The organism is Nocardia sp. NBC_00511 (genome assembly GCF_045161165.1).
Taxonomy (GTDB): Bacteria; Actinomycetota; Actinomycetes; order Mycobacteriales; family Mycobacteriaceae; genus Nocardia.
Window position 1 is genome coordinate 4,689,763 of sequence record NZ_CP107849.1, and the last position, 17,239, is coordinate 4,707,001.

Sequence of the window (17,239 nt, forward strand, 5' to 3'; positions counted from 1 at the left end):
CACGGCTCCCAAGTCGCGTCAGCCAAAGCCCGGTAGGGCAGGCGAGGTAACCACGCTGAACTAAATCTCTGAGCCTGCATTGTGAACCGGTGCTGGGTTTATCCAGGGGTAGGAGGGCGAACCTCGCCCAGCGACTATCACGTCCGCCGCCACCAGAGCACCCCCATCCCCGCCGCCGGAACCACCGCCAGAACAGACGCCCCCAACACCCAAGAGAAGCTGACGTCGAACCCTCGAACTCCCCCACCCACCAAATGCTGTTGCAGCACAACAACAAACACCGCAGTCCCGACCGACCCGCCGATCCTTTGCAACACATGCAATTGCGGCGTCGCATCAACGATCTGCCCGGGCGAGAGGTCTCGCATGGCAACCGTCATCGCAGGCATTGCCGCGAGTCCGATTCCGAGTCCTCTTACGACCATCGCGGATCCGAGGGCCCAGTAGGGCGTGTCTGCTGCGAGAAACAGGAATGGGATGGTTGCCGCGCAGCAAAGTAGGCCGCCCACGACGCAGACCAAGGGGCCGATCTTCTCGTATATGGGGGCCGAGAGGGCCAGCGCTGCGGCTGCTCCGATGCCCTGGGGAGCCATCAGCATTCCCGTGTGCGCGGCGTCCAGGTGGCGGATCAGTTGGAAGTACAAGGGCAGCAGGATCATTGCTCCGAACGTCACCGTGCCGAGGGCGGCGGTTGTGACGGCGCCGAGGGCGAAGAAGCGGTCTCGCCACAGGCGCAGGTCCAGGAGGGGATGTGGGACTCGAAGAGAGTGGGCTATGAATGCGGCCGTCAAAGCTATTCCGCCACACAGGGGTACGAGTACTCCCGGCTGGTTCAGGCCGTGGTCGGCGGCTTCGGACAGCCCGTAGGTGAGTCCGATCATGCCGAGGACAACCAGGGTCAGGCCGACCAGGTCGAGTGCACCGGAGAGTTCGTCGCGTGCGGTTCGGGGCAGCAGCCGCCAGGCGAGGATGAGGCCCAGTGCGCCGATCGGCAGGTTGATCAGGAAGATCCATTGCCAGCCCGCGTATTCGAGGAGTAGGCCGCCGATGGTGGGGCCGATGACCGGGGTCAGCATCATCGGGATGCCCGCGGCGACCATGGCTCTGGCCATACCCTGTTTGCCCGCGGTGGTGACCATGAGGATCTGCCCGGCGGGGACCATCACGCCCGCGCCGAGTCCTTGTAAAACGCGTGCGGCAATGAGCATTTCGATGGAATTGGCTGCCGCGCAGGCCGCAGACGCAAGGACGAAAGTCAGGAGTGCGGCGATGTAGAGCCGTTTGGCTCCGGCTCGCCGGACCGCCCAGCCGGTTGCGGGGAGTACGGCAGCTTGGGCGAGCAGGTAGCCGGTGACGACCCATTGAACAGTATCGAGCGAACCTCCCAGGTCGGTTGACAGCGATTTCAAGGACACGTTCACCACGGTGGCGTCGAGGAACGCGAGGATCGCGCCGACGAGGACGACCACGACCACTCGGCGCGCCTCGGGAGTGAGCCCGGGGCGGTCGAGGATCTGGCCGGATGCGTTGGGGGCATTCACATTCCGTAGTGTCATCCACACATACAATTACGTCAACCACTTGGATGACATCCAGTTGGGTGACAAAGTGGACAGGTGGATGACCCAGTCATCCATCGACGTAGCATGTCGGCATGACGACCGAAGGCCCGTCCAGGAGTCCGCGCCGAGCACCCACCGCCGCCGAGCGCCGCCGTGATGCCGAACGGTCACGGCAGGCACTGCTGGACGCGGCGTTGGATGAGTTCTCCGCCAAGGGATTCGACGGTGCCCGAGTACAGGAGATCGCCGACCGGGCAGGGGTCAACAAGCAGTTGATCACCTACTATTTCGGCGGCAAAGAGGGGCTGTATCAAGAGATTCAGCGTTCCTGGCCTGCTACCGAGGCCGAGCGGGCCGATCCGAATCTTCCACTGGCAGAGACTGCCGCTCGGTATCTGGCAGCCATTCTGGATGATCCGCGTCCGGCCCGCCTGCTGGTGTGGCGCGGGCTGACCGGTTCCGGTGCGGAAGCCGACTATCTCGAAGGCGCGGAGACGGTTGATGCCGATCTCGCGAATCTGGGGCGCGCTCAGGAGCGCGGGGAGATCGCGGCGGGGCTCGATCCGGCGTTTGTTCGCATGGCGTTGATGGGTGCGATTCTGGCGCCGGTCATGTTGCCCGAGACGGCATTGCAGGCTACTGGGAAGGTGCCTGGGTCAACGGAATTCGCGGAGTACTACGAGGCGCAGCTGCGCGAGTTGGTGCGACTGCTCGGGAGGTGACAGCTCGGTCAGCCGCACTGCACGCTACCGGCCGGGCAGACCACCCAGCCCTGGCCGTCGGCTCGAGGGACCCGGATCCAGGTGTGGGCTTCGCGGCCACCGCTGGTCGCGGTGCGGGGGTCCGTGACGGGAGTGGAGGCGGGGGCCGGGGCGATGGGTTCGGTGTATTGGTATGTGTAGGAATAGGTTCCGTAGGGGTCGGTCGAGTAGGTGATGGTCGGGCTGTGCTGGGTCGACGGGCTGGTGGGCGAGCCTCCGGCGCCGATGCCGGAGCCGTTGTCGCGGCCTCGGGGTTCCGCGGATGCGACGCCGGTGGCGGCCCCGGCCAGCGCTCCGGCGATGAGTAGACAGGTCAGCGGTTTCCGGATTGCGGTGAGTGTTTGTCTGGTATTCATACGAACCTCCTAGTTCGCACTGAATACGTCGACGGGTTACACCGCGGTTCGCCTGCAAGATCGAATCAGCATGGGGCGGAATGCATTACAGGCACGGGGCGTCCGGATCGTTATATGGCACGGCGGCGTTCACGAGGCACCAGCAGGAGCAGGAGGGTGACGACGAGGCCGCCGCCGACCAGGTAGAGCCCCCAGGTGTCGCTCAGCAGCAGGTGGTGGTAGTCGGTGCGGAGTTGGTGGTCGAAGTGGTCGTCCAGGCGCCAGGCCAGGACGCCGAGGGTGGCGAGGCCCACCAGGACGCCGACCCAGCCCGCTAGGCGGGAGCCGAAGAGGGCGGCGAGCAGGATGACGACGGCGACGCCGAGCAGCACGATCGCCAGGGAGGTCGGGAACGCACCTGTGTGCGAGCCGATCTGATCCAGTGACCATCCGTTGGTGAAACCGTTACGGATGTCGTCGAATTGAACATTGCGGGCGTCGACCGATCCGACCAGTGGGCCGAACGCACCCACTGCGATCACGATGGCGGCGACGAACAGCAGCAGATGAACGAAAGTGCGCATAACCCACGGTATTGCGCTTCCGGCCACCCGGCACGGAATGAGACCAAACGGTTCTCCGCGCCGGGTGGCGTATTCGGGTCAGCGAATCACGCGCGCCGGTCGACGGCGGCCCAGGCGGCCACCGCGACCACGCTCGACACCACGGCCACCGACGGCCAGGCGCCGATCTTCTTGGCCAGCGGATGCGAGGCGCCCATGGCCCCGATGGCGAGACCGGTCAGGGCGGCAGCGCCGCCGGTGCCGACGGCCTTGCGCCAGCGCGGGAAGGCGGCCGCCGTGCCCGCGGCGAAGACCGCGCCGCCGAGCTGCCGCTGTTTGGTGGCCTGGGCGAGTGCGAACCCGCCGGTGAGTCCACCGGCCGCGAGCAGCGACGTCGGTACCGCGGAAATCCCAGCCATTTTCACTGCCTTCGACACAGCACTACCTCCAACACAGATGAACAATCGAACAACCCCGACGGTAACCGGAGTCGCTTCCGCCGTTTTTTCGGGGCAGCGCTAGCGACGGTCCACGGGCAGAGCCTGATTCAGTTGTTCCTCGGTGATCGGCGGCACCGGCAGCGGATGTGCGGCGGCCGCGCGCAGGCCGTCGAGCATGAGCGCCAGATTGCGCCGCCACGCATCCGGGGCGACGCGCACGGTCTGCTCGACGACGCGGGTGTGCGACCAGGTGATGAAGGCGATGTCCTCGAGCGCCCAGTCGGCGCGCAGCACTCCGGCTTCCTGTGCGCGCGTGATGATTTCGCGCATCACCGCGTGCCCGTGCTCGCGTTGTGCGGCAATGGCCGGGCTGGGCGCGGCCCGCAGTGCGAGTTCGTTGAGCAGTCGGTCGGAAGCCTGTAGCTCACAGACTTTTTCGACGAGGTAGACGAAGGACTCCCACGGATCATCAAGAGCCAGTGCGTCTTCCGCGATTCGCCCGCCCGCTTCGATCCGGTCTTCGACGGCGGCGGCGATCAGGTCGTCGCGGTCCGGGAAGCGGTTGTAGAGCGTGCCGATGGCGACGCCCGCGCGCGCGGCGATCTCCTTGAGCGGCGCGTCGAGTCCGCGTTCGGTGAACACCTCCCGCGCCGCGATGACCAGCGCGTCGCGGTTGCGGCGCGCGTCGAGGCGCAGGGGTTTGTTCGCGGACATGCGCCGATCCTACAAATCGGGCGCGGATTCTAAGTTGAGCATGGGTTCAAGTTACCTGCTACCGTCGATCCGTAACTTGAACCACTGCTCAACTTAGTGAGGCGAGAGCATGACGAACACCATCGCGATCTTCGGATTCGGCCCCGGCCTGGGCATGGGTGCGGCACGACGGTTCGGCCGGGAGGGTTTCCGGGTCGCGGTCATCGGGCGAGATCCGGAGAAGGCCGCGCGGCATGTGGCGGATCTGAAGGCCGAGGGCATCGAGGCGGCGGCCTTCCCCGCGGATGTCACCGACGCGGCACAGCTCACCGATACGGTCGCCACCATCGAGCAGACCTTCGGGCGCATCGATGTCGCCCTGCACGGCGCGGCAGGGCAGATGTCCGACCGCATTCCGACCACCCTGGCCGTCGAGGTCCCGGATCTCGCTGTCCCCCTGGCCCTGAAGGTCTACTCCCCCATCCTCATGACCCGCGCGCTCACGCCCGCGATGATCGCGCGCGGCGAGGGCACGCTGCTGTACTCCTCGGGTTCCTCACCCAGCGTCGTGCTGCCGTATCTGTCGAATTTCGGTGTGGCGCTGGCGGCTCAGCGCGAGTACCTACTCCAGCTTGCTGAAGAGTTGCGGGATACCGGTGTGTACGTGGGCCTGTTGAACATCGGCGTCCTCATCGGGGACAGCGAGGCGGAACGGATCGTCGACACTCGCCCGGATCTGGTGCCGCCCGGTGTGGAGATACCTCGGATGACCAATGACGAACTGGGCGGCTGGTATTGGGGCATGTACACCAACCGCGACCGCACTGAAGTGGAGGTCGGCTTCTCGGAATGATTCGTGGGATGTGTTGCGGACCGGGTGAGTCATACGATAAGAACCTGACGAAACGCGGTCCGGGGGGTTCCGGGCTCGCCTAGTTCGCAGAGTTCCGTTGAGCCGTAAAGGATTGACACGCCCATGTCCGCACCGGTCGTCTTCACCTCCTTCTACCACGACGAATCCAACGACGACGGATTCCAGTGGGACTTCCGATGTGATCGTTGCAGCACGTCGTACAAGTCCCCGTTCGAGCAGAACTACTTCTCGCGCGGCCGGGGCGCGTTGCGCGTGCTGCGCGACCTCTTCGGCGATCAGGTCCGCGCCATCGACAAGATCTCCAATGCCGCCGAGAGCTACTCCAACCATTGGGGCGGTTCGTCTTCCAGCACCAAGGACAAGGCGTTCGCGCGCGCCGTCGAGCAGGTCAAGAATGATTTCGCACTGTGCGCGGGCTGCGGCAAGTGGGTGTGCAACCGGATCTGCTGGAACGATCAGGTCGGCCAGTGCACCGAATGCTCGCCGCAGGTGGGGCATCAGATCGCGCAGGCGCAGGCCGAGGCGCGCGGGGTGCAGATCCGGGAAGCGGCCTACCGCCAGGATTGGGCGAGTCAGCATGATGTGGCGACCCCGGCGCGGGTGACGTGCCCCACCTGCAATGCCAACACCACGGGCGGCCGTTTCTGCGGCACCTGCGGCAGCGCTTTGGCTTTGGCCGCGCACTGCACCGGCTGCGGGCATCAGACGCAGGTCGGTCAGCCGTTCTGCGGGCACTGCGGACAGCCGCAGTAGTGCCGGGTCCGGCGGCTACCGAATGCCGGGAGTCGCCGGGTCCGGGCCCGTGCAACCGAGAATGAAACAGCCCGCCGGCCAGTTGCCGAACGGCGGGTAGAGCGGTTTTCCGAGGCAGGCGAACAGCCCGCAACCGGGATAGGACATCGGTCCGAGCCCGAGTGCGGCGAGTGTGGCGTCCGGGTTGATCAGCATGGGATCGGTGATGCTGGTGTCCGGGCGCGCCACGTACGGTCCCGGGTCGGGCAGCGTGGGCTGCCGGAACGCGGCGGTGATGCCGCGCAGCACATCGTGCGGGAAGCTCACCGCGCCACCGGGAACCGTGACGCCGGTCCAACTGACGAGCAGTCCGAGGCTGGGCACGATGAAGTTGTCCTGGCGCATCATGCCCGCCATCTGCATGGCGTCCGAGGGTAGGCCGGGGAACAGGTCGTCGCAGGTCGGGCCGTTGACGGTGATCAGGAAGCCGTAGCAGGGGTTGGGCTCGACGGGGGTGAGGGCCTGGGTCAGGTAGTCGGTCGAAACCACCTGTACCCCATGCCAGTTGCCGCGGTTCACCAGCAGCAGCCCGAGTTTGACGTAGTCGTCGGGCGGCATCACCAGGTGGGCGTGGCCGTAGGTGTTGCCGCTGCGGTCTCGCGCCCAGTAGTAGTCGGATCGATGGATTCCCAAGGGGTCGAACAGCCTTCGCTGCGCGTACGCCTGGAAATCCTCGCCGATCGCCTGCTGCACCACGTAGACCAACAGGTCGACGGCGCGCTGACTGTACTGCCAGGTGGTCCCCTGCGGATGCTGTATCGGCATGCCCAGCGCCTGTGCCACCACGTTCGGATCCAGTTGTGCCAGACCGGTGACGCCCTCGGAGGCGATGGCGATCTCCATGCCGGAGGTCTCGGTGAGCAGGCTGCGCACGGTGATCGCGCGATGCGCGGCGTCACCGAGCCCGGCGGGCAGGTAGCGGTCGATCGGGTCGTCGACCGACAACAGATGGTCGTCGACGGCGAGGCCCGCGACCAGCGACACCACACTCTTGGTGCCGCTCCACAGGTTCCACGCCACCCCGCCCGCGCGCTGGTTGTTGGGGCTCCCGGCGATCAGGCAGTTGTTGCGGAAGACCTGCACGGTGAATCGGGTGGGATCGTTGGCGGCGAAGTCGACCGCCCGGTGCAGTGCGGCCGAATCCACGCCCACCTCTTCGGGTGTCGCGGTCTGCGGTTGCCTGCCGTCGACGACGTCGCAGTGCCGCAGCGCATCCGGGGCGGCATGCGCGGCCGGTGCGGTGATCAGCAGGGTGGCGACGGTCAGCACCGCCGCTACCAGGCTTGTCACGATTCGGGACATCGATCCTCCGCTCTGAACTTCCGTCCAGCTCATCGGAGGTGGTGTCGCGCCGTTATCCGTTGCTGAGCCCCGAATTGCTGGGGCGGAGGTTTCGGTGTCAGCGGGTGTCGACGGTCGCGAAGGCCGCCCAGGTGATCGGGGAATGGTCGGCGGATCCCGTTGTGCGCCAGGCGTCGAGGCGGGTGCGCTGCCAGTGGTTGAGGTCGGCGACGGGGTCGGGTGACTCGTGGGCGGCGTCGATGGCGCAGACCGCGGTCTGGAAGGGGCGGATGTCGGCCGGGACCCCGGCCAGGCGGTGGAAGGCGAGGTCGGTGGGCAGTGGCCAGCGGCCCGCGGTGACGAGTTCCGCGCCGCCGGTGATCATGGCGGCGACCAGGCCGAGGGGTTCGGCGAAGCGGAGGTCGCCGCCGCTCTCGCAGGCGATGAGGGCGACCCGGCTGGGGATGGGCCACAGCTCGGGACCGGTTCGGGCGTCGGCGGATTCGCCGGGCAGGCCGTGGGTGCCGAGCAGCAGATCGCGGGCGGAGAGCGGGCGGTGGTCGCGTTGGGCGGGGGCGAAGCCGCGGGTGGCGGCGGTGCAGGACAGATGCAGGGTGGCTGATTCGCTGCGGCCGGATTCGGGGGCGGCGGCGGTGACGTGGCCGACGTAGAGCAGGCGCGAGCCGCCCGCGCGCAGGGCTGTTCCGAGCCAGTCACGGTCGAGATCGGTGCGGCGGAACGCGTCGAGGGGGTCGGTGACGGCGGGGGTCAGGTGATCGCGGGCGGCGTGGGTGGCGACGAGTTCGGTGAGCGGGGCGGCGGAATCCATTCGGCCCAGCACAGATCCGAGGGCGGAGTCGGCGCGGAAGCCGGGGACGCGCGGGTCGAGGACGGCGACGACCGGCAGGTGACGGGTCGCCGACCAGGAGCGGACCTGACGGGCGGGGGCGTGGACGACACCGGGGGCGGCGAGCACGCTGAGGTCGGCGAGGTCGAGCAGCCTCAGGTCTGGGTCGGGAGCCAGTAGTTCCCAAGGGATTTGGGCGGTGCGGGGTGACGGTTGGATGCGAATGCGCGGGCGGACGCCGGTCAGGTGGAGTTCGTGCAGTTGAACGGCGAGGTTGTAGGGCAGGAAGACCGACGAAAGAAACTGTGCGAGGGCGTTTTCGGATTGGTAGGACACCAATTCGCCGGTGGTGAGCGCGGATTCGAGTCCACCGGGAACACCGGGGGCGGGCAGCGCGGCGGCGAAGCGGGCCACGGCGGCTTCGACCTGTGCCTCGGGGATGAGTCCGACGCCGGGGGCGGCATCGGAGTCGATCCAGCGCCAGGTGAGGTAGAGGTCGCCCGCGTCGGCCATGCGGAGGAAGACGGTGGGACGCTCGGCCATCAACGAGACCTCCTGGGCGGCAGCGAGTCCCGGCGCGGGCCCGTCACGCGGAGATCACCCGGTCGGTGCGCAGGCGGCGGCCGTAGCGCGACTCGGCCGCGTCCAGCCAGGCCGCGAGGGCGATGTGGCCGTCGGGTGGGACGGATACCCGGGGCGGCGGGGTGACCGGCAGGCCCGCACCGGCCGCCACCGCCGCCATGGCGGTGCCGAGTTGCAGTGCGGCGTGAACGGGGCCGGAAGCCGTGAAGGGTGGAGTCGGCGGGTCGACCAGGTCCAGGGGTGCGGGAGCCGGGGCGGTGGGCAGCCGCGTGATGTCCAGGGTCGTTCCGGCGCACTGGTTTTCGATCAGGTCGGCGACGAGTCCGGCGTCACCGGCCAGGTAGGAGTAGCGGAACGCGAGGCGCAGCGCGGGGTCCACGACGCGGCGATTCCAGGTGTCGCGTTGCGCGCCGTCGGGTAGTTCACAGCGGATGGCGTCCAGGGCGAGCGCGGCGGGGACCGCCAGATCCACTGCCTTGGCGAGCAATCCGGGGACGTTGGTGACCAGGGGTTCGAGCAGTCCGGCATGCCAGAAGTCGAGTTGGGCGCAGTGCAGGCCCAGGCCGTGGGCGGCGTAGGTGGCGCGGGCGGAGGCCAGCTCGGCTTCGCCTTCGTCGTAGCGCCCGGCGGCGAAGGCGCTGGAGGCCAGTCGGATTCGGACGTCGGCGGCGTCGATGACCGCGCCGGATTCCTCGAATCGGGACAGGGCCGCGCGGTAGTTCAGGTTCGCCTCGGCCGCGCTGCCGCGATGGTCGGCGATGAAACCCATGACCTTCAGGCCGATTCCGGCGCGGTGGGCGACGCCCGCCTCGTCGAAGTGGCGCTGGGAGGCGGTCAGTAGCGGTTCGGCGTCGTCGAAAAGTCCGGAGCGCGTGTACATCAGGGCGAGGTTCTGCTGGGTTTCGGCGACGCCGACGGGGTCCTCGGCGGCGTCGAACGCCGCGAGTGCCTGGTTGGCGAAGTCCAGGGCCAGTTCCCAGCGGCCGGTCTCGAAGTGCGCGGCGGCCAGGTTCATGAACGGGTGTCCCGCCAGTTCGGGGGCGAATCGGGTTGCGGCATCGAGGGATTCGTTGGCCAGGTCGATGGCGTGCGACCACTGCTGGCGGTGCAGGGCGACCGCGGTGGAGGAGACCAGGCAGGCCAGTCGCAGGTCCTCAGGGGCGTCCGCGACGGACAGCAGTCGGCGGGCCTGTTCTAGTACGTCCTGCGCGCCGTCGAGGTCGCCGAGGTTCTGTAGCGCCTGCGACATGCCGATCAGCGCACCGGGATGTAGTCGCGGCGCATGGGATGGCATCTGGCCCAGCGCTTCCTGGAAACGGGAGACCGCGGCCGCGTGGTCGCCGAGCCGATCGATGACCACGGCGGCGTCCACGATCGCGCACACGCGCAGGTCTCCGGTCTCGACCGTCACGGCGTGCTCGAAGATCCGCAGGGCCTCGCGCAGTTCCCCGGATTCCATGGCCGTCGCGCCCGCCTGCAACAGCTCTGTCCCGCGTAGCGCGGGGTCGATCGGGTGGGCGTCGTTGCCCGGTGGCGGGTCCTGCATCTAGAAGTCCGAGTCCTCTGCCGCGGCGGCGATCTCGGCCAGGAGTGGGGAGAAGGCGTCGCGGTCCGGATCGCTGAGATTACCGGAGTCGCGCAGGCGGGCGGTGGCGAATTCGCGGACGCGGCGGCGCAGTTCGGTGCCGGGGCCGGCGTCCGGGGCTGGTTCGGGGCCGAAGCCGGGCAGGTGAATGGTGACCGTGACGGTGGCGGGCGCGGTGGTGAGGTGGGCTTCGGCGAACCAGGTGTCGCCGTAGGCGTGCAGCTCGGATTCGATACTGCCACCTCCGGTCTCGATGCGGGCCCAGGGGCGCAGGTGGGCGGGGAGGTCGGCGGGCAGTGCCGGGTGGGCGGCGACGCGGACGGCGACGGTGGTGGTGCCCGCGTCGCGGATCAGCTGCCAGGCCACGGCCTGCTCGGAGGCGTCGACGAGGCCGGGCGGGCAGTGCCGCCAGTCCCAGCCGCCGGTGCCGCGCGCCAGCACCAGCGCGCCCGGGGATTCGGGTTCGTCACCGGCTGCGAGGGCGTAATCCGAGGCGCGGCCGAGGATTTCGGCACGGACCACCGGCGGTTCGGCGTCCGCGCCGTCGACGAGGGCTTCGCAGGCCTCGGTGAGGGTGGCGATGTCACGGTCCAGCAGGGCCGGGTCGAGGGTGGCGATGCCGTCCAGGGTGGAGGCGGGCCACCAGCGGGAAGCCCAGTGCGCGTACGCGAGTCGGCGCGCGCTGACGGCGAGGGCGGGCAGGCCGGGGGTGGCGGGGACCTCGACGGCCAGGTCGTCGTCGAGGGCCAGGGCGATAGGTTCGCCGTAGATGGCCCACACCCACTCCTGGGCGAGATCGACGTCGGCGATCACGGCGGCCGGGAGTTCCTGTCCGGCAAGCACATTCCAGGTGAGGTGGCCGCCCACGACCTCGAGCACCATGGTGTCGGCGCCGACGTCGCCGTCGAGCACGGTGGGCGCGCCCGCGGGGACGATGCCGCGTACGCCGTCGGGGTATCGGTGAATGGTCACCGCAGGGTTCGTCATCCCGCCCTCGATTCCTGTGCGTCGGCCTCGACAGCGGTGGCCGCCAGGGCGCGTTTGACCCGCATTCGATGGTCCAGGATCACCGATCGGGCGACGCCGTCGAGTAGATCCCAGAGTTCGTCGGCCGCGTAGACCGGTAGTTCGCGCACGTCCCGGCCGTGCAGCCGGGCCCATAGTCGCCGCACGTAGGGCTGCCACGGCACCCGCAGGTCGGCGGCGACGGCGGCGAGCGGACCGGTGGTGGCGTCGGCGCGCACGGTCATGCGGCGGGCTTGCAGGACGTATGCCTCGCGCTGCCAGCGGCCGTTGATCAACCGGGCCGCCGCGGACTCGCGAATGCCGGGGACGGCGTGGTCCGCGGCCAGCGGGGACTCGGCCGCCCCGCCCACAGGTCCGATGGCTCCGACGGTGAGCCCCGGGGTGCGCCCGAGCGCGGGAAGGGCTTGTCGCGCAGCGGTATCCGAGGCTGGTGCGGTGCCCAGCGGGTTCAAACCCAGCGCCAGGGTGGCCCCGGCCGCGGCGGCCAGTCGCAGGGACTCATCGAGCAGGGCCCAGGGCGCGCAGGAGCGGGCGATCTCGGCGGCGACGAGTTCGGCGATGACCGGTAGATCGGAGCGTTCGGCGGAGGCCTGCAGCACGGTGAACACGCGTTCGTGGATGGTGCGGTCGAAGGGCAGGCCCAGGGTGGCGGTGGCCGCCGACGCACCGATGCGGGGCGGCGCGGGCAGGGGCGCGTGGGTGAGCCCGAGTTCCTGTGCGGTAGCGCCCTTTTCGGAGCGCCACAGTCGAATTCCGGTGTGGGTGCCCAGCGATGCGGCGATCGCCTCGTCGATGTCGGCCGGGTCGACCGGTTCGTCGGATCGGGTTGCGGCGCAGGCGTTCAGCAGTTCGACCAGGGCGTGCGCGTGGTCGGGTGTCTCGGTGAGCGGGCGACGACGCCAGGCGGTGTGGATGAGCTCGGTCAGTTCGGCGGCGCGCGGCGGGTCGGCCAGGTACTCCTTGAGCGCCTGGGTGGTCCGGCCCGCGGTGACGCCGTGGATCTCGCGCAGCGCGGTTTCGGCGGCCACCCGGTCGCGGGCCGGATCGGGGGTGCCGAGCACGGTCGCGAGTTCGAAGCAGCGCTGGAAGTACAGGTCCTGCGCGTTGCCCTCGGTGATGCGCAGGGCGCGGCGGGTCTGCTTGAGCAGGTTGAACCAGGCGGCGGTGGCGCGCAGCACATCCGAGGCGGCGTGCACCCGGGCGGCGAGCAGCACCGCGCCGTCGGCGGAGAGCACCGAGCCCGCGCACAGCGGGTGCTGTACCGGGCGGATGACCAGCGGGTCCAGCACGAGTTTGACGGTGCGGCGCAGCGGACCACCGTGTGGTCCGCTCAGCGCCTCGACACCGTCGAGGCGGCGCCACACCTCATCCAGCACCATGGCCCGCGCTCGTCGCATTCGCCCAGGTTAACCCAGGTTCGAGGGGTTCGGCGCGACAGGAAGTTGGGATCGGTAGGGCGGGTATCGATTCCTACTGTTCTGGCATCGGTTCCACCGCGGAACCAGCCGAGAAGAGAACGAGGAAAGACCATGAACAGCAAGCCGATCCGCCTGACCGCCGCTGCCTTCGCCGCCACCGCCGCGGCCGCCCTGCTGGTGACCGGTTGCAGCAGCAACTCCAGCTCGGGTTCCAGCAGCACCGCCGCCGCCCCGGCCACCACCTCGGCCGCGTCCACCGGTGGCGCCACCTCCGCCGCTCCCGCCGGGGGCAGCTCGAAGGCGTCGGTCGACGGCAAGGCCATCACCGCCAACTTCACCACCACCTGCGCCAAGCAGGCCGGGAATCTGGCGCTGGCGCTGACCGATCAGAGCAACTCCACCTACGGCACCCTGGCCGCGAGCGCCACCATCACCGGCGACAGCACCGTGCAGGCGGTCGGCATCACCGGCACCAAGGGCGGCGACAACGGCCAGCCCTACGCGATCGGCTTCGGCAACGGCATGCCCGGTGGTTCGGCCAGCGTCACCAAGTCCGGCAACACCTACACCGTCAGCGGCACCGGCGTCGGCACCCCCGATCTCACCAACCCGACCGCGGGCCCGAAGAGCTCCAAGTTCGAGATCGTCTTCGCCTGCACGACCGTCGTCGGTTCCTAGTCGCCCGCTCACCCGCTCGTGCCGCTCGGGCATGAGCGGGCCCTTCGACCTTCTGGAATACAAATGAAGAATCAAATCCGCCTCGCCGTCGTCGTTCTCGCGGTGCTGGGTGTGGGCTACTACGTCTGGCACGGGCTCACTTCGAACGATGTGTTCGGCTGGGTCGGCCCGCAGATGGCGCTGCCGATCATCGCCGCGACCATCGTTCCCATCGCCTTCGCGTTCACTGGCGACGGCATCATGTCGGCGATGACCGGCAACAACAGTTCGGCTTTCCGCAACGGTCTGGTCGGGCTGGGCACCGTCGAGGGTGTCCGGCAGACCGGCGTCTACCTCAATGAGCAGCCGCAGGTCCGGGTGGATTTCCGGGTCGAGGGCTCGGACGGCAAGGTCTTCCCGTCGCACGCCAAGATGATCGTGCCGCTCACCCAGCTGGCGCTGCTGCGTCCCGGCGTGGTGCTGCCGGTCCGCTACCTGCCCGATCGCACCGATCGCGTCGAGGTGGACCTGTCGGGCGACAACTCCGCCGCGCAGGATGCCATGAACGCGGCCATGATCCGCAAGGGTTTCACCACCCAGGCCAAGATCGATATCGCACGGCGCGGTGTCCCCGCGCAGGCGGTGGTGCGGTCGCTGTCGGTGCCCGGCGAGATCCGCGACGGGTATTCACGACTGGATCTGGTGCTGGTGGTGACCCGCCCGGACGGCACCACCTTCGAGGCCCGCACCGACAAGTTCCTGCCGCCGACCGCGGTGTCGCTGGTCCAGGTGGGCCGGGTGATCGGGGTGCACTACCTGCCGGAGAACGAGCAGGAGGTGGTGCTGTCGCTACCGGTCAACACCAACTGATGTCGGTCCCCGCAGGGCACGGAAAACGAAGAGCCGCAGGCGTTGTCGCCGGCGGCTCTCAGTGTTTCAGTGGGTCACTGGCGTTCGTAGAATCCGTCCAGGCGACCGCGGGCGTGGGCTTTGGCAGCGGCGAGGACCTGCGCGGGCTTCGCCGATTCCAGCGGCTTCCCGCCTGCCGATTCGAGGGGTTCGGTCAGGGCGAAGAGCTGGAAGACGTAGCGGTGCGGGCCGTGACCCACGATCGGCGCGGGGCCCATGTAGCCGCGCCCCCAGCCGGAGCGCAGGATCCGGACGCCGGTGGTGACGGTGCCGGAAGCCAGTGCGCCCCTGGGCAATTCCTTCACATCGGGATCCAGCAGTGCGACGCAGTGCACGAAGGGTGCGCCCGACGGCGCGTCCGGATCCTCGACGACCAGCAGCAGCTGTGCGGCTTCGGGCAGGCCGGTCCAGGCCAGCGCCGGTGAGAGGTCTTCCCCGCCCGCACGTTTCGAGGCGTGACGACGGTCGAGGGTGGTCTCGTGGGTGAAGTCGGGGCTGGTGATCTCGAAGACGGTGTCCCCCGCCAGATTCGGCAGGTTCCAGGCCATCTTGCTTTCCCCGGCCCGGCGGTTCTTCAGGATTCGTCCCAGCAATGCCATCGTGTTCTCCTCGGCTATCGGGGTGGTCAGAGTTTGCGGTCTGCGGCGGGGCACAGCAGCGGTTCGGCGAAGCGCCAGATCTCTTCGGCCGCATCGAATTCCATGGTGACGCCGGTACCGGGTCGGCTCGCCCATTCTTCGGGCATCGGTGTGCCCGGCCAGGTGTGGCCGCCGCCGGATACGGTCCAGGCGGTGACCGCGGTACCACCCACGCCGTCGCGTGCGGTGACGCGGCTGGTTTCCGCGGTGGTCACGGTCTCGAGCTCTCCGGCGCAGTCGTCGACTTCGCGCCAGCGGCGAGCGGTGTCGTCCAATCCCATGACGTGACCGCGTATTTCACCGTTCGGGCCGCGGTGGCGCGAGTGTCCCCCGGTGATCGGTGCCGTGATGTCGCCGTCGCCGTGGATGAGCAGGGCCGACACCGCGTGGGTGGGCCGGACCTCGGCCAGCGCTCGCGCCATCCCACCCGCGACCGCCCCGATGACGGCGACCCGGTCGGCGGCCTCCAGCGCGAGCCGGTGAGACATGAACGCCCCGTTGGATATCCCCGCGACGACCGTGCGTTCGGGGTCAGTGCCGTATTGCTGCTCGCACCACTCGATCACCGCCCGCAGGAAGGCGACGTCGTCGACCCCCGCGTCGTCGGCGGTGGTGGCCCCGCGCCCGTCCGCCCAGCAGCCACCCCAGCCGTCCGGGTAGGCGACCGCGATGCCCCAGCTGTCGGCGTGGGCCGCGAAGCTCGTCATGTCCACCATCATTCGATTGACCGGCTGCCCGTGGTTTCCGTGCAATGCCAACACGAGCGGGGCGTCCTGCCGGTTCGGCGGGCGCACGGCGAAGGTGCGTTCGCGGCCGTCGACCATCAGTTTCGCTTCGATCAGCTGATCGCTCATCGTCATCCCTCCCAGATATACAGGCCAACTGCGCAGGCATCCTGTACTTTAATGAGTCATGACGGATCCGACAAGTGAAATCGAAGCCCTCGCAGAGGATTTGCAGGCGGTGGTCGGCGCGCTGGTGCGTCGCATGCGGGCAGCATCCCCGGACCGCGAGCTGTCGCTGTCACAGGTGTCGGTCCTCAAGCGACTGGACCGCGAAGGCCCCACGACCGTCGCGGAACTGGCCCGCGCCGACAAGATCCGCCACCAGTCCGTCGCCGCGACCGTCGCGGTGCTCGCCGAGCGCGAACTGCTGTGCCGCACCGCCGATCCCGCGGATCAGCGCCGCAAGGTTCTAGAGATCACCCCGGCGGGTCGCGCCCTGCTGGACGAACGCCGGGAGGCCGGTTCCGGACGGCTCGCCACCCTGCTCGCCGAACACCTCACCGACGCCGAGCAGCGGCAGCTGACCGAATCGCTGGGTTTACTGCACCGCCTGCTCGAGTGACCCCGAATCCGACTGCGGTGCAACGGAACCGGGATCAGACGAGGACCGGTTCCTCGACTGGCTCTTCGACCACGCCGTTGGTATTGGCGCGGCGGAAGCGGGTGGGGGTGGTGCCGGTGTGGGTGCGGAAGAACTTGGTGAAGTTGGCGGCGTCCTCGAAACCGAGCCGGCGGGCGCAGGTGGCGGTGGGCAGCGGCGGGGCTTGCGCCAGTAGGCGTTTGGCCTCGAGGGCCACGCGGTCGTTGAGGTACTGCTTGGCGCTGCGGCCGGTGGTGAGGTGGACGGCGCGGGTGAGGGTGCGCGGCGAGTAGCCGAGTTGGGCCGCGTACCAGGAGACTTCGCGGGTTTCGGTGTGGTAGCGCTCGGTCAGCCGGGCGAAGCGATCGAACAGGTCGGTGGCGGCGGCCGGGGCGGGCAGGGCCGCGGCGACCCGCAGGGTGAGGGCGCTGACCAGGTGCCGCAGGATCGATTCCACCGGCGCGACGGCGGCGTACTCACGCACCAGGTGCTCGAAGGCCAGGTCCGTCAACAGGTCCGCGGGCGAGAGGGGCGGGGTCGACGGTGCGGGCGCGTGACCCACCGCGGCGGCGGGCACCAGTTCGGGTCGGCAGAGCATGAGGTGGCCGTCGACCGTGGTGATGTCGTCCCAGCGGTGGGTCCAGCCGGGTCGCACCCAGGCGACGGTGCCGGGGACCAGGTCCCTGGTGACGAAATCGACGGTCAGGCGACCGGTTCCGGTGGTGCAGTGGGCGAGCACGTGGAAGTCTCCGCGCACCACCTGACCGTGCGCGACCGGCATGGTGCGCAGCTGATCGAAGGTCAGCACTTCCAGCCCGAGGGGCGTGGCGGCACTCGGCGCGTAGCACAGGCTTCGGATTTCTTGTCCATTTTTTACCATGACCGGTGGTCAGAATACGCCGTCCGACCCC

Annotated in this window: 19 protein-coding genes; 6 read left to right on the plus strand and 13 right to left on the minus strand. The window is 68.9% G+C overall.

Features of this window, described 5'->3' with window-relative positions; translation table 11 throughout:
• Positions 1 to 137: 137 nt before the first annotated feature.
• A complete protein-coding gene (locus tag OG300_RS21985) occupies positions 138 to 1,475 on the minus strand; it encodes a DHA2 family efflux MFS transporter permease subunit (protein WP_405484439.1) in 1,338 nt (445 codons plus the stop codon).
• Positions 1,476 to 1,654: 179 nt separating this feature from the next.
• On the opposite strand from OG300_RS21985, the gene OG300_RS21990 reads away from it, so the two are divergent.
• On the plus strand, positions 1,655 to 2,284 hold the full coding sequence (locus tag OG300_RS21990) for a TetR/AcrR family transcriptional regulator (protein WP_405484441.1): 630 nt from the start codon (positions 1,655 to 1,657) through the stop codon (positions 2,282 to 2,284).
• Between the two features lie 8 nt (positions 2,285 to 2,292).
• On the opposite strand, the gene OG300_RS21995 is transcribed toward OG300_RS21990, so the two are convergent.
• The 4 genes from OG300_RS21995 to OG300_RS22010 form a co-directional block, all read right to left on the minus strand.
• Positions 2,293 to 2,679: a hypothetical protein gene (locus OG300_RS21995; protein ID WP_405484443.1), complete on the minus strand. Its 387-nt coding sequence runs from the start codon at positions 2,677 to 2,679 to the stop codon at positions 2,293 to 2,295.
• 110 nt (positions 2,680 to 2,789) lie between these two features.
• Positions 2,790 to 3,242, minus strand: a complete 453-nt coding sequence (locus OG300_RS22000) for a hypothetical protein (RefSeq protein WP_405484445.1) — start codon at positions 3,240 to 3,242, stop codon at positions 2,790 to 2,792.
• Positions 3,243 to 3,328: 86 nt separating this feature from the next.
• Complete coding sequence (locus OG300_RS22005) at positions 3,329 to 3,640, minus strand: hypothetical protein (RefSeq protein WP_405484447.1); 312 nt, start codon at positions 3,638 to 3,640, stop codon at positions 3,329 to 3,331.
• A 99-nt stretch (positions 3,641 to 3,739) separates the two neighbouring features.
• Complete coding sequence (locus OG300_RS22010) at positions 3,740 to 4,375, minus strand: TetR/AcrR family transcriptional regulator (protein WP_405484449.1); 636 nt, start codon at positions 4,373 to 4,375, stop codon at positions 3,740 to 3,742.
• A gap of 109 nt (positions 4,376 to 4,484) precedes the next feature.
• On the opposite strand from OG300_RS22010, the gene OG300_RS22015 reads away from it, so the two are divergent.
• Both OG300_RS22015 and OG300_RS22020 read left to right on the plus strand, forming a co-directional pair.
• Positions 4,485 to 5,207, plus strand: coding sequence for an SDR family NAD(P)-dependent oxidoreductase (locus tag OG300_RS22015; protein ID WP_405484451.1), 723 nt, complete (start codon positions 4,485 to 4,487; stop codon positions 5,205 to 5,207).
• 123 nt (positions 5,208 to 5,330) lie between these two features.
• A complete protein-coding gene (locus tag OG300_RS22020; protein ID WP_405484453.1) occupies positions 5,331 to 5,981 on the plus strand; it encodes a double zinc ribbon domain-containing protein in 651 nt (216 codons plus the stop codon).
• Positions 5,982 to 5,996: 15 nt separating this feature from the next.
• Here OG300_RS22020 and OG300_RS22025 read toward each other — a convergent pair whose 3' ends face one another.
• The 5 genes from OG300_RS22025 to OG300_RS22045 all read right to left on the minus strand — a co-directional run bounded on the left by OG300_RS22025 (position 5,997) and on the right by OG300_RS22045 (position 12,720).
• Positions 5,997 to 7,322, minus strand: a complete 1,326-nt coding sequence (locus tag OG300_RS22025; RefSeq protein ID WP_405484455.1) for a serine hydrolase domain-containing protein — start codon at positions 7,320 to 7,322, stop codon at positions 5,997 to 5,999.
• Positions 7,323 to 7,419: 97 nt separating this feature from the next.
• Complete coding sequence (locus OG300_RS22030) at positions 7,420 to 8,691, minus strand: hypothetical protein (RefSeq protein WP_405484457.1); 1,272 nt, start codon at positions 8,689 to 8,691, stop codon at positions 7,420 to 7,422.
• 43 nt (positions 8,692 to 8,734) lie between these two features.
• Positions 8,735 to 10,276, minus strand: a complete 1,542-nt coding sequence (locus OG300_RS22035; RefSeq protein ID WP_405484459.1) for a tetratricopeptide repeat protein — start codon at positions 10,274 to 10,276, stop codon at positions 8,735 to 8,737.
• Entirely contained in the window at positions 10,277 to 11,302 is a 1,026-nt protein-coding gene (locus OG300_RS22040; protein WP_405484461.1) for a hypothetical protein, read from the minus strand. It abuts the gene before it with no gap.
• Positions 11,299 to 12,720, minus strand: a complete 1,422-nt coding sequence (locus tag OG300_RS22045; protein ID WP_405498629.1) for a hypothetical protein — start codon at positions 12,718 to 12,720, stop codon at positions 11,299 to 11,301. The genes OG300_RS22040 and OG300_RS22045 overlap by 4 nt, the downstream gene beginning before the upstream one ends.
• Before the next feature lie 150 nt (positions 12,721 to 12,870).
• Between OG300_RS22045 and OG300_RS22050 the strand changes: the two genes are divergently transcribed.
• Positions 12,871 to 13,437 carry a lipoprotein LpqH gene (locus OG300_RS22050; protein ID WP_405484463.1) on the plus strand — a complete coding sequence of 189 codons (567 nt, stop codon included), beginning with the start codon at positions 12,871 to 12,873 and terminating at the stop codon, positions 13,435 to 13,437.
• A gap of 63 nt (positions 13,438 to 13,500) precedes the next feature.
• Entirely contained in the window at positions 13,501 to 14,286 is a 786-nt protein-coding gene (locus tag OG300_RS22055) for a hypothetical protein (protein ID WP_405484465.1), read from the plus strand.
• A 74-nt stretch (positions 14,287 to 14,360) separates the two neighbouring features.
• Here OG300_RS22055 and OG300_RS22060 read toward each other — a convergent pair whose 3' ends face one another.
• Entirely contained in the window at positions 14,361 to 14,924 is a 564-nt protein-coding gene (locus OG300_RS22060; RefSeq protein WP_405484467.1) for a YbhB/YbcL family Raf kinase inhibitor-like protein, read from the minus strand.
• A 26-nt stretch (positions 14,925 to 14,950) separates the two neighbouring features.
• Positions 14,951 to 15,817 carry an alpha/beta hydrolase family esterase gene (locus OG300_RS22065; protein WP_405484469.1) on the minus strand — a complete coding sequence of 289 codons (867 nt, stop codon included), beginning with the start codon at positions 15,815 to 15,817 and terminating at the stop codon, positions 14,951 to 14,953.
• A gap of 58 nt (positions 15,818 to 15,875) precedes the next feature.
• Here OG300_RS22065 and OG300_RS22070 point away from each other — a divergent pair, with 58 nt between their 5' ends.
• Positions 15,876 to 16,310: a MarR family winged helix-turn-helix transcriptional regulator gene (locus tag OG300_RS22070; protein WP_405484471.1), complete on the plus strand. Its 435-nt coding sequence runs from the start codon at positions 15,876 to 15,878 to the stop codon at positions 16,308 to 16,310.
• Positions 16,311 to 16,344: 34 nt separating this feature from the next.
• On the opposite strand, the gene OG300_RS22075 is transcribed toward OG300_RS22070, so the two are convergent.
• Positions 16,345 to 17,208 (minus strand): AraC family transcriptional regulator, encoded by an 864-nt coding sequence (locus OG300_RS22075; protein ID WP_405484473.1) that lies wholly within the window; start codon positions 17,206 to 17,208, stop codon positions 16,345 to 16,347.
• Positions 17,209 to 17,239: the final 31 nt, after the last annotated feature.

What these genes read in the sequence shown, in the direction of transcription:
- OG300_RS22030 (WP_405484457.1), bottom strand. Translation starts at nt 8,691, where the DNA reads ATGGCCGAGCGTCCCACCGTCTTCCTCCGCATGGCCGACGCGGGCGAC.
- OG300_RS22010 (WP_405484449.1), bottom strand. Translation starts at nt 4,375, where the DNA reads ATGTCCGCGAACAAACCCCTGCGCCTCGACGCGCGCCGCAACCGCGAC.
- OG300_RS22045 (WP_405498629.1), bottom strand. Translation starts at nt 12,720, where the DNA reads ATGGTGCTGGATGAGGTGTGGCGCCGCCTCGACGGTGTCGAGGCGCTG.
- OG300_RS21995 (WP_405484443.1), bottom strand. Translation starts at nt 2,679, where the DNA reads ATGAATACCAGACAAACACTCACCGCAATCCGGAAACCGCTGACCTGT.
- OG300_RS22070 (WP_405484471.1), top strand. Translation starts at nt 15,876, where the DNA reads ATGACGGATCCGACAAGTGAAATCGAAGCCCTCGCAGAGGATTTGCAG.
- OG300_RS22000 (WP_405484445.1), bottom strand. Translation starts at nt 3,242, where the DNA reads ATGCGCACTTTCGTTCATCTGCTGCTGTTCGTCGCCGCCATCGTGATC.
- OG300_RS22075 (WP_405484473.1), bottom strand. Translation starts at nt 17,208, where the DNA reads ATGGTAAAAAATGGACAAGAAATCCGAAGCCTGTGCTACGCGCCGAGT.
- OG300_RS21990 (WP_405484441.1), top strand. Translation starts at nt 1,655, where the DNA reads ATGACGACCGAAGGCCCGTCCAGGAGTCCGCGCCGAGCACCCACCGCC.
- OG300_RS22035 (WP_405484459.1), bottom strand. Translation starts at nt 10,276, where the DNA reads ATGCAGGACCCGCCACCGGGCAACGACGCCCACCCGATCGACCCCGCG.
- OG300_RS22040 (WP_405484461.1), bottom strand. Translation starts at nt 11,302, where the DNA reads ATGACGAACCCTGCGGTGACCATTCACCGATACCCCGACGGCGTACGC.
- OG300_RS22025 (WP_405484455.1), bottom strand. Translation starts at nt 7,322, where the DNA reads ATGTCCCGAATCGTGACAAGCCTGGTAGCGGCGGTGCTGACCGTCGCC.
- OG300_RS22055 (WP_405484465.1), top strand. Translation starts at nt 13,501, where the DNA reads ATGAAGAATCAAATCCGCCTCGCCGTCGTCGTTCTCGCGGTGCTGGGT.
- OG300_RS22060 (WP_405484467.1), bottom strand. Translation starts at nt 14,924, where the DNA reads ATGGCATTGCTGGGACGAATCCTGAAGAACCGCCGGGCCGGGGAAAGC.
- OG300_RS22015 (WP_405484451.1), top strand. Translation starts at nt 4,485, where the DNA reads ATGACGAACACCATCGCGATCTTCGGATTCGGCCCCGGCCTGGGCATG.
- OG300_RS22065 (WP_405484469.1), bottom strand. Translation starts at nt 15,817, where the DNA reads ATGAGCGATCAGCTGATCGAAGCGAAACTGATGGTCGACGGCCGCGAA.
- OG300_RS22050 (WP_405484463.1), top strand. Translation starts at nt 12,871, where the DNA reads ATGAACAGCAAGCCGATCCGCCTGACCGCCGCTGCCTTCGCCGCCACC.
- OG300_RS22005 (WP_405484447.1), bottom strand. Translation starts at nt 3,640, where the DNA reads ATGGCTGGGATTTCCGCGGTACCGACGTCGCTGCTCGCGGCCGGTGGA.
- OG300_RS22020 (WP_405484453.1), top strand. Translation starts at nt 5,331, where the DNA reads ATGTCCGCACCGGTCGTCTTCACCTCCTTCTACCACGACGAATCCAAC.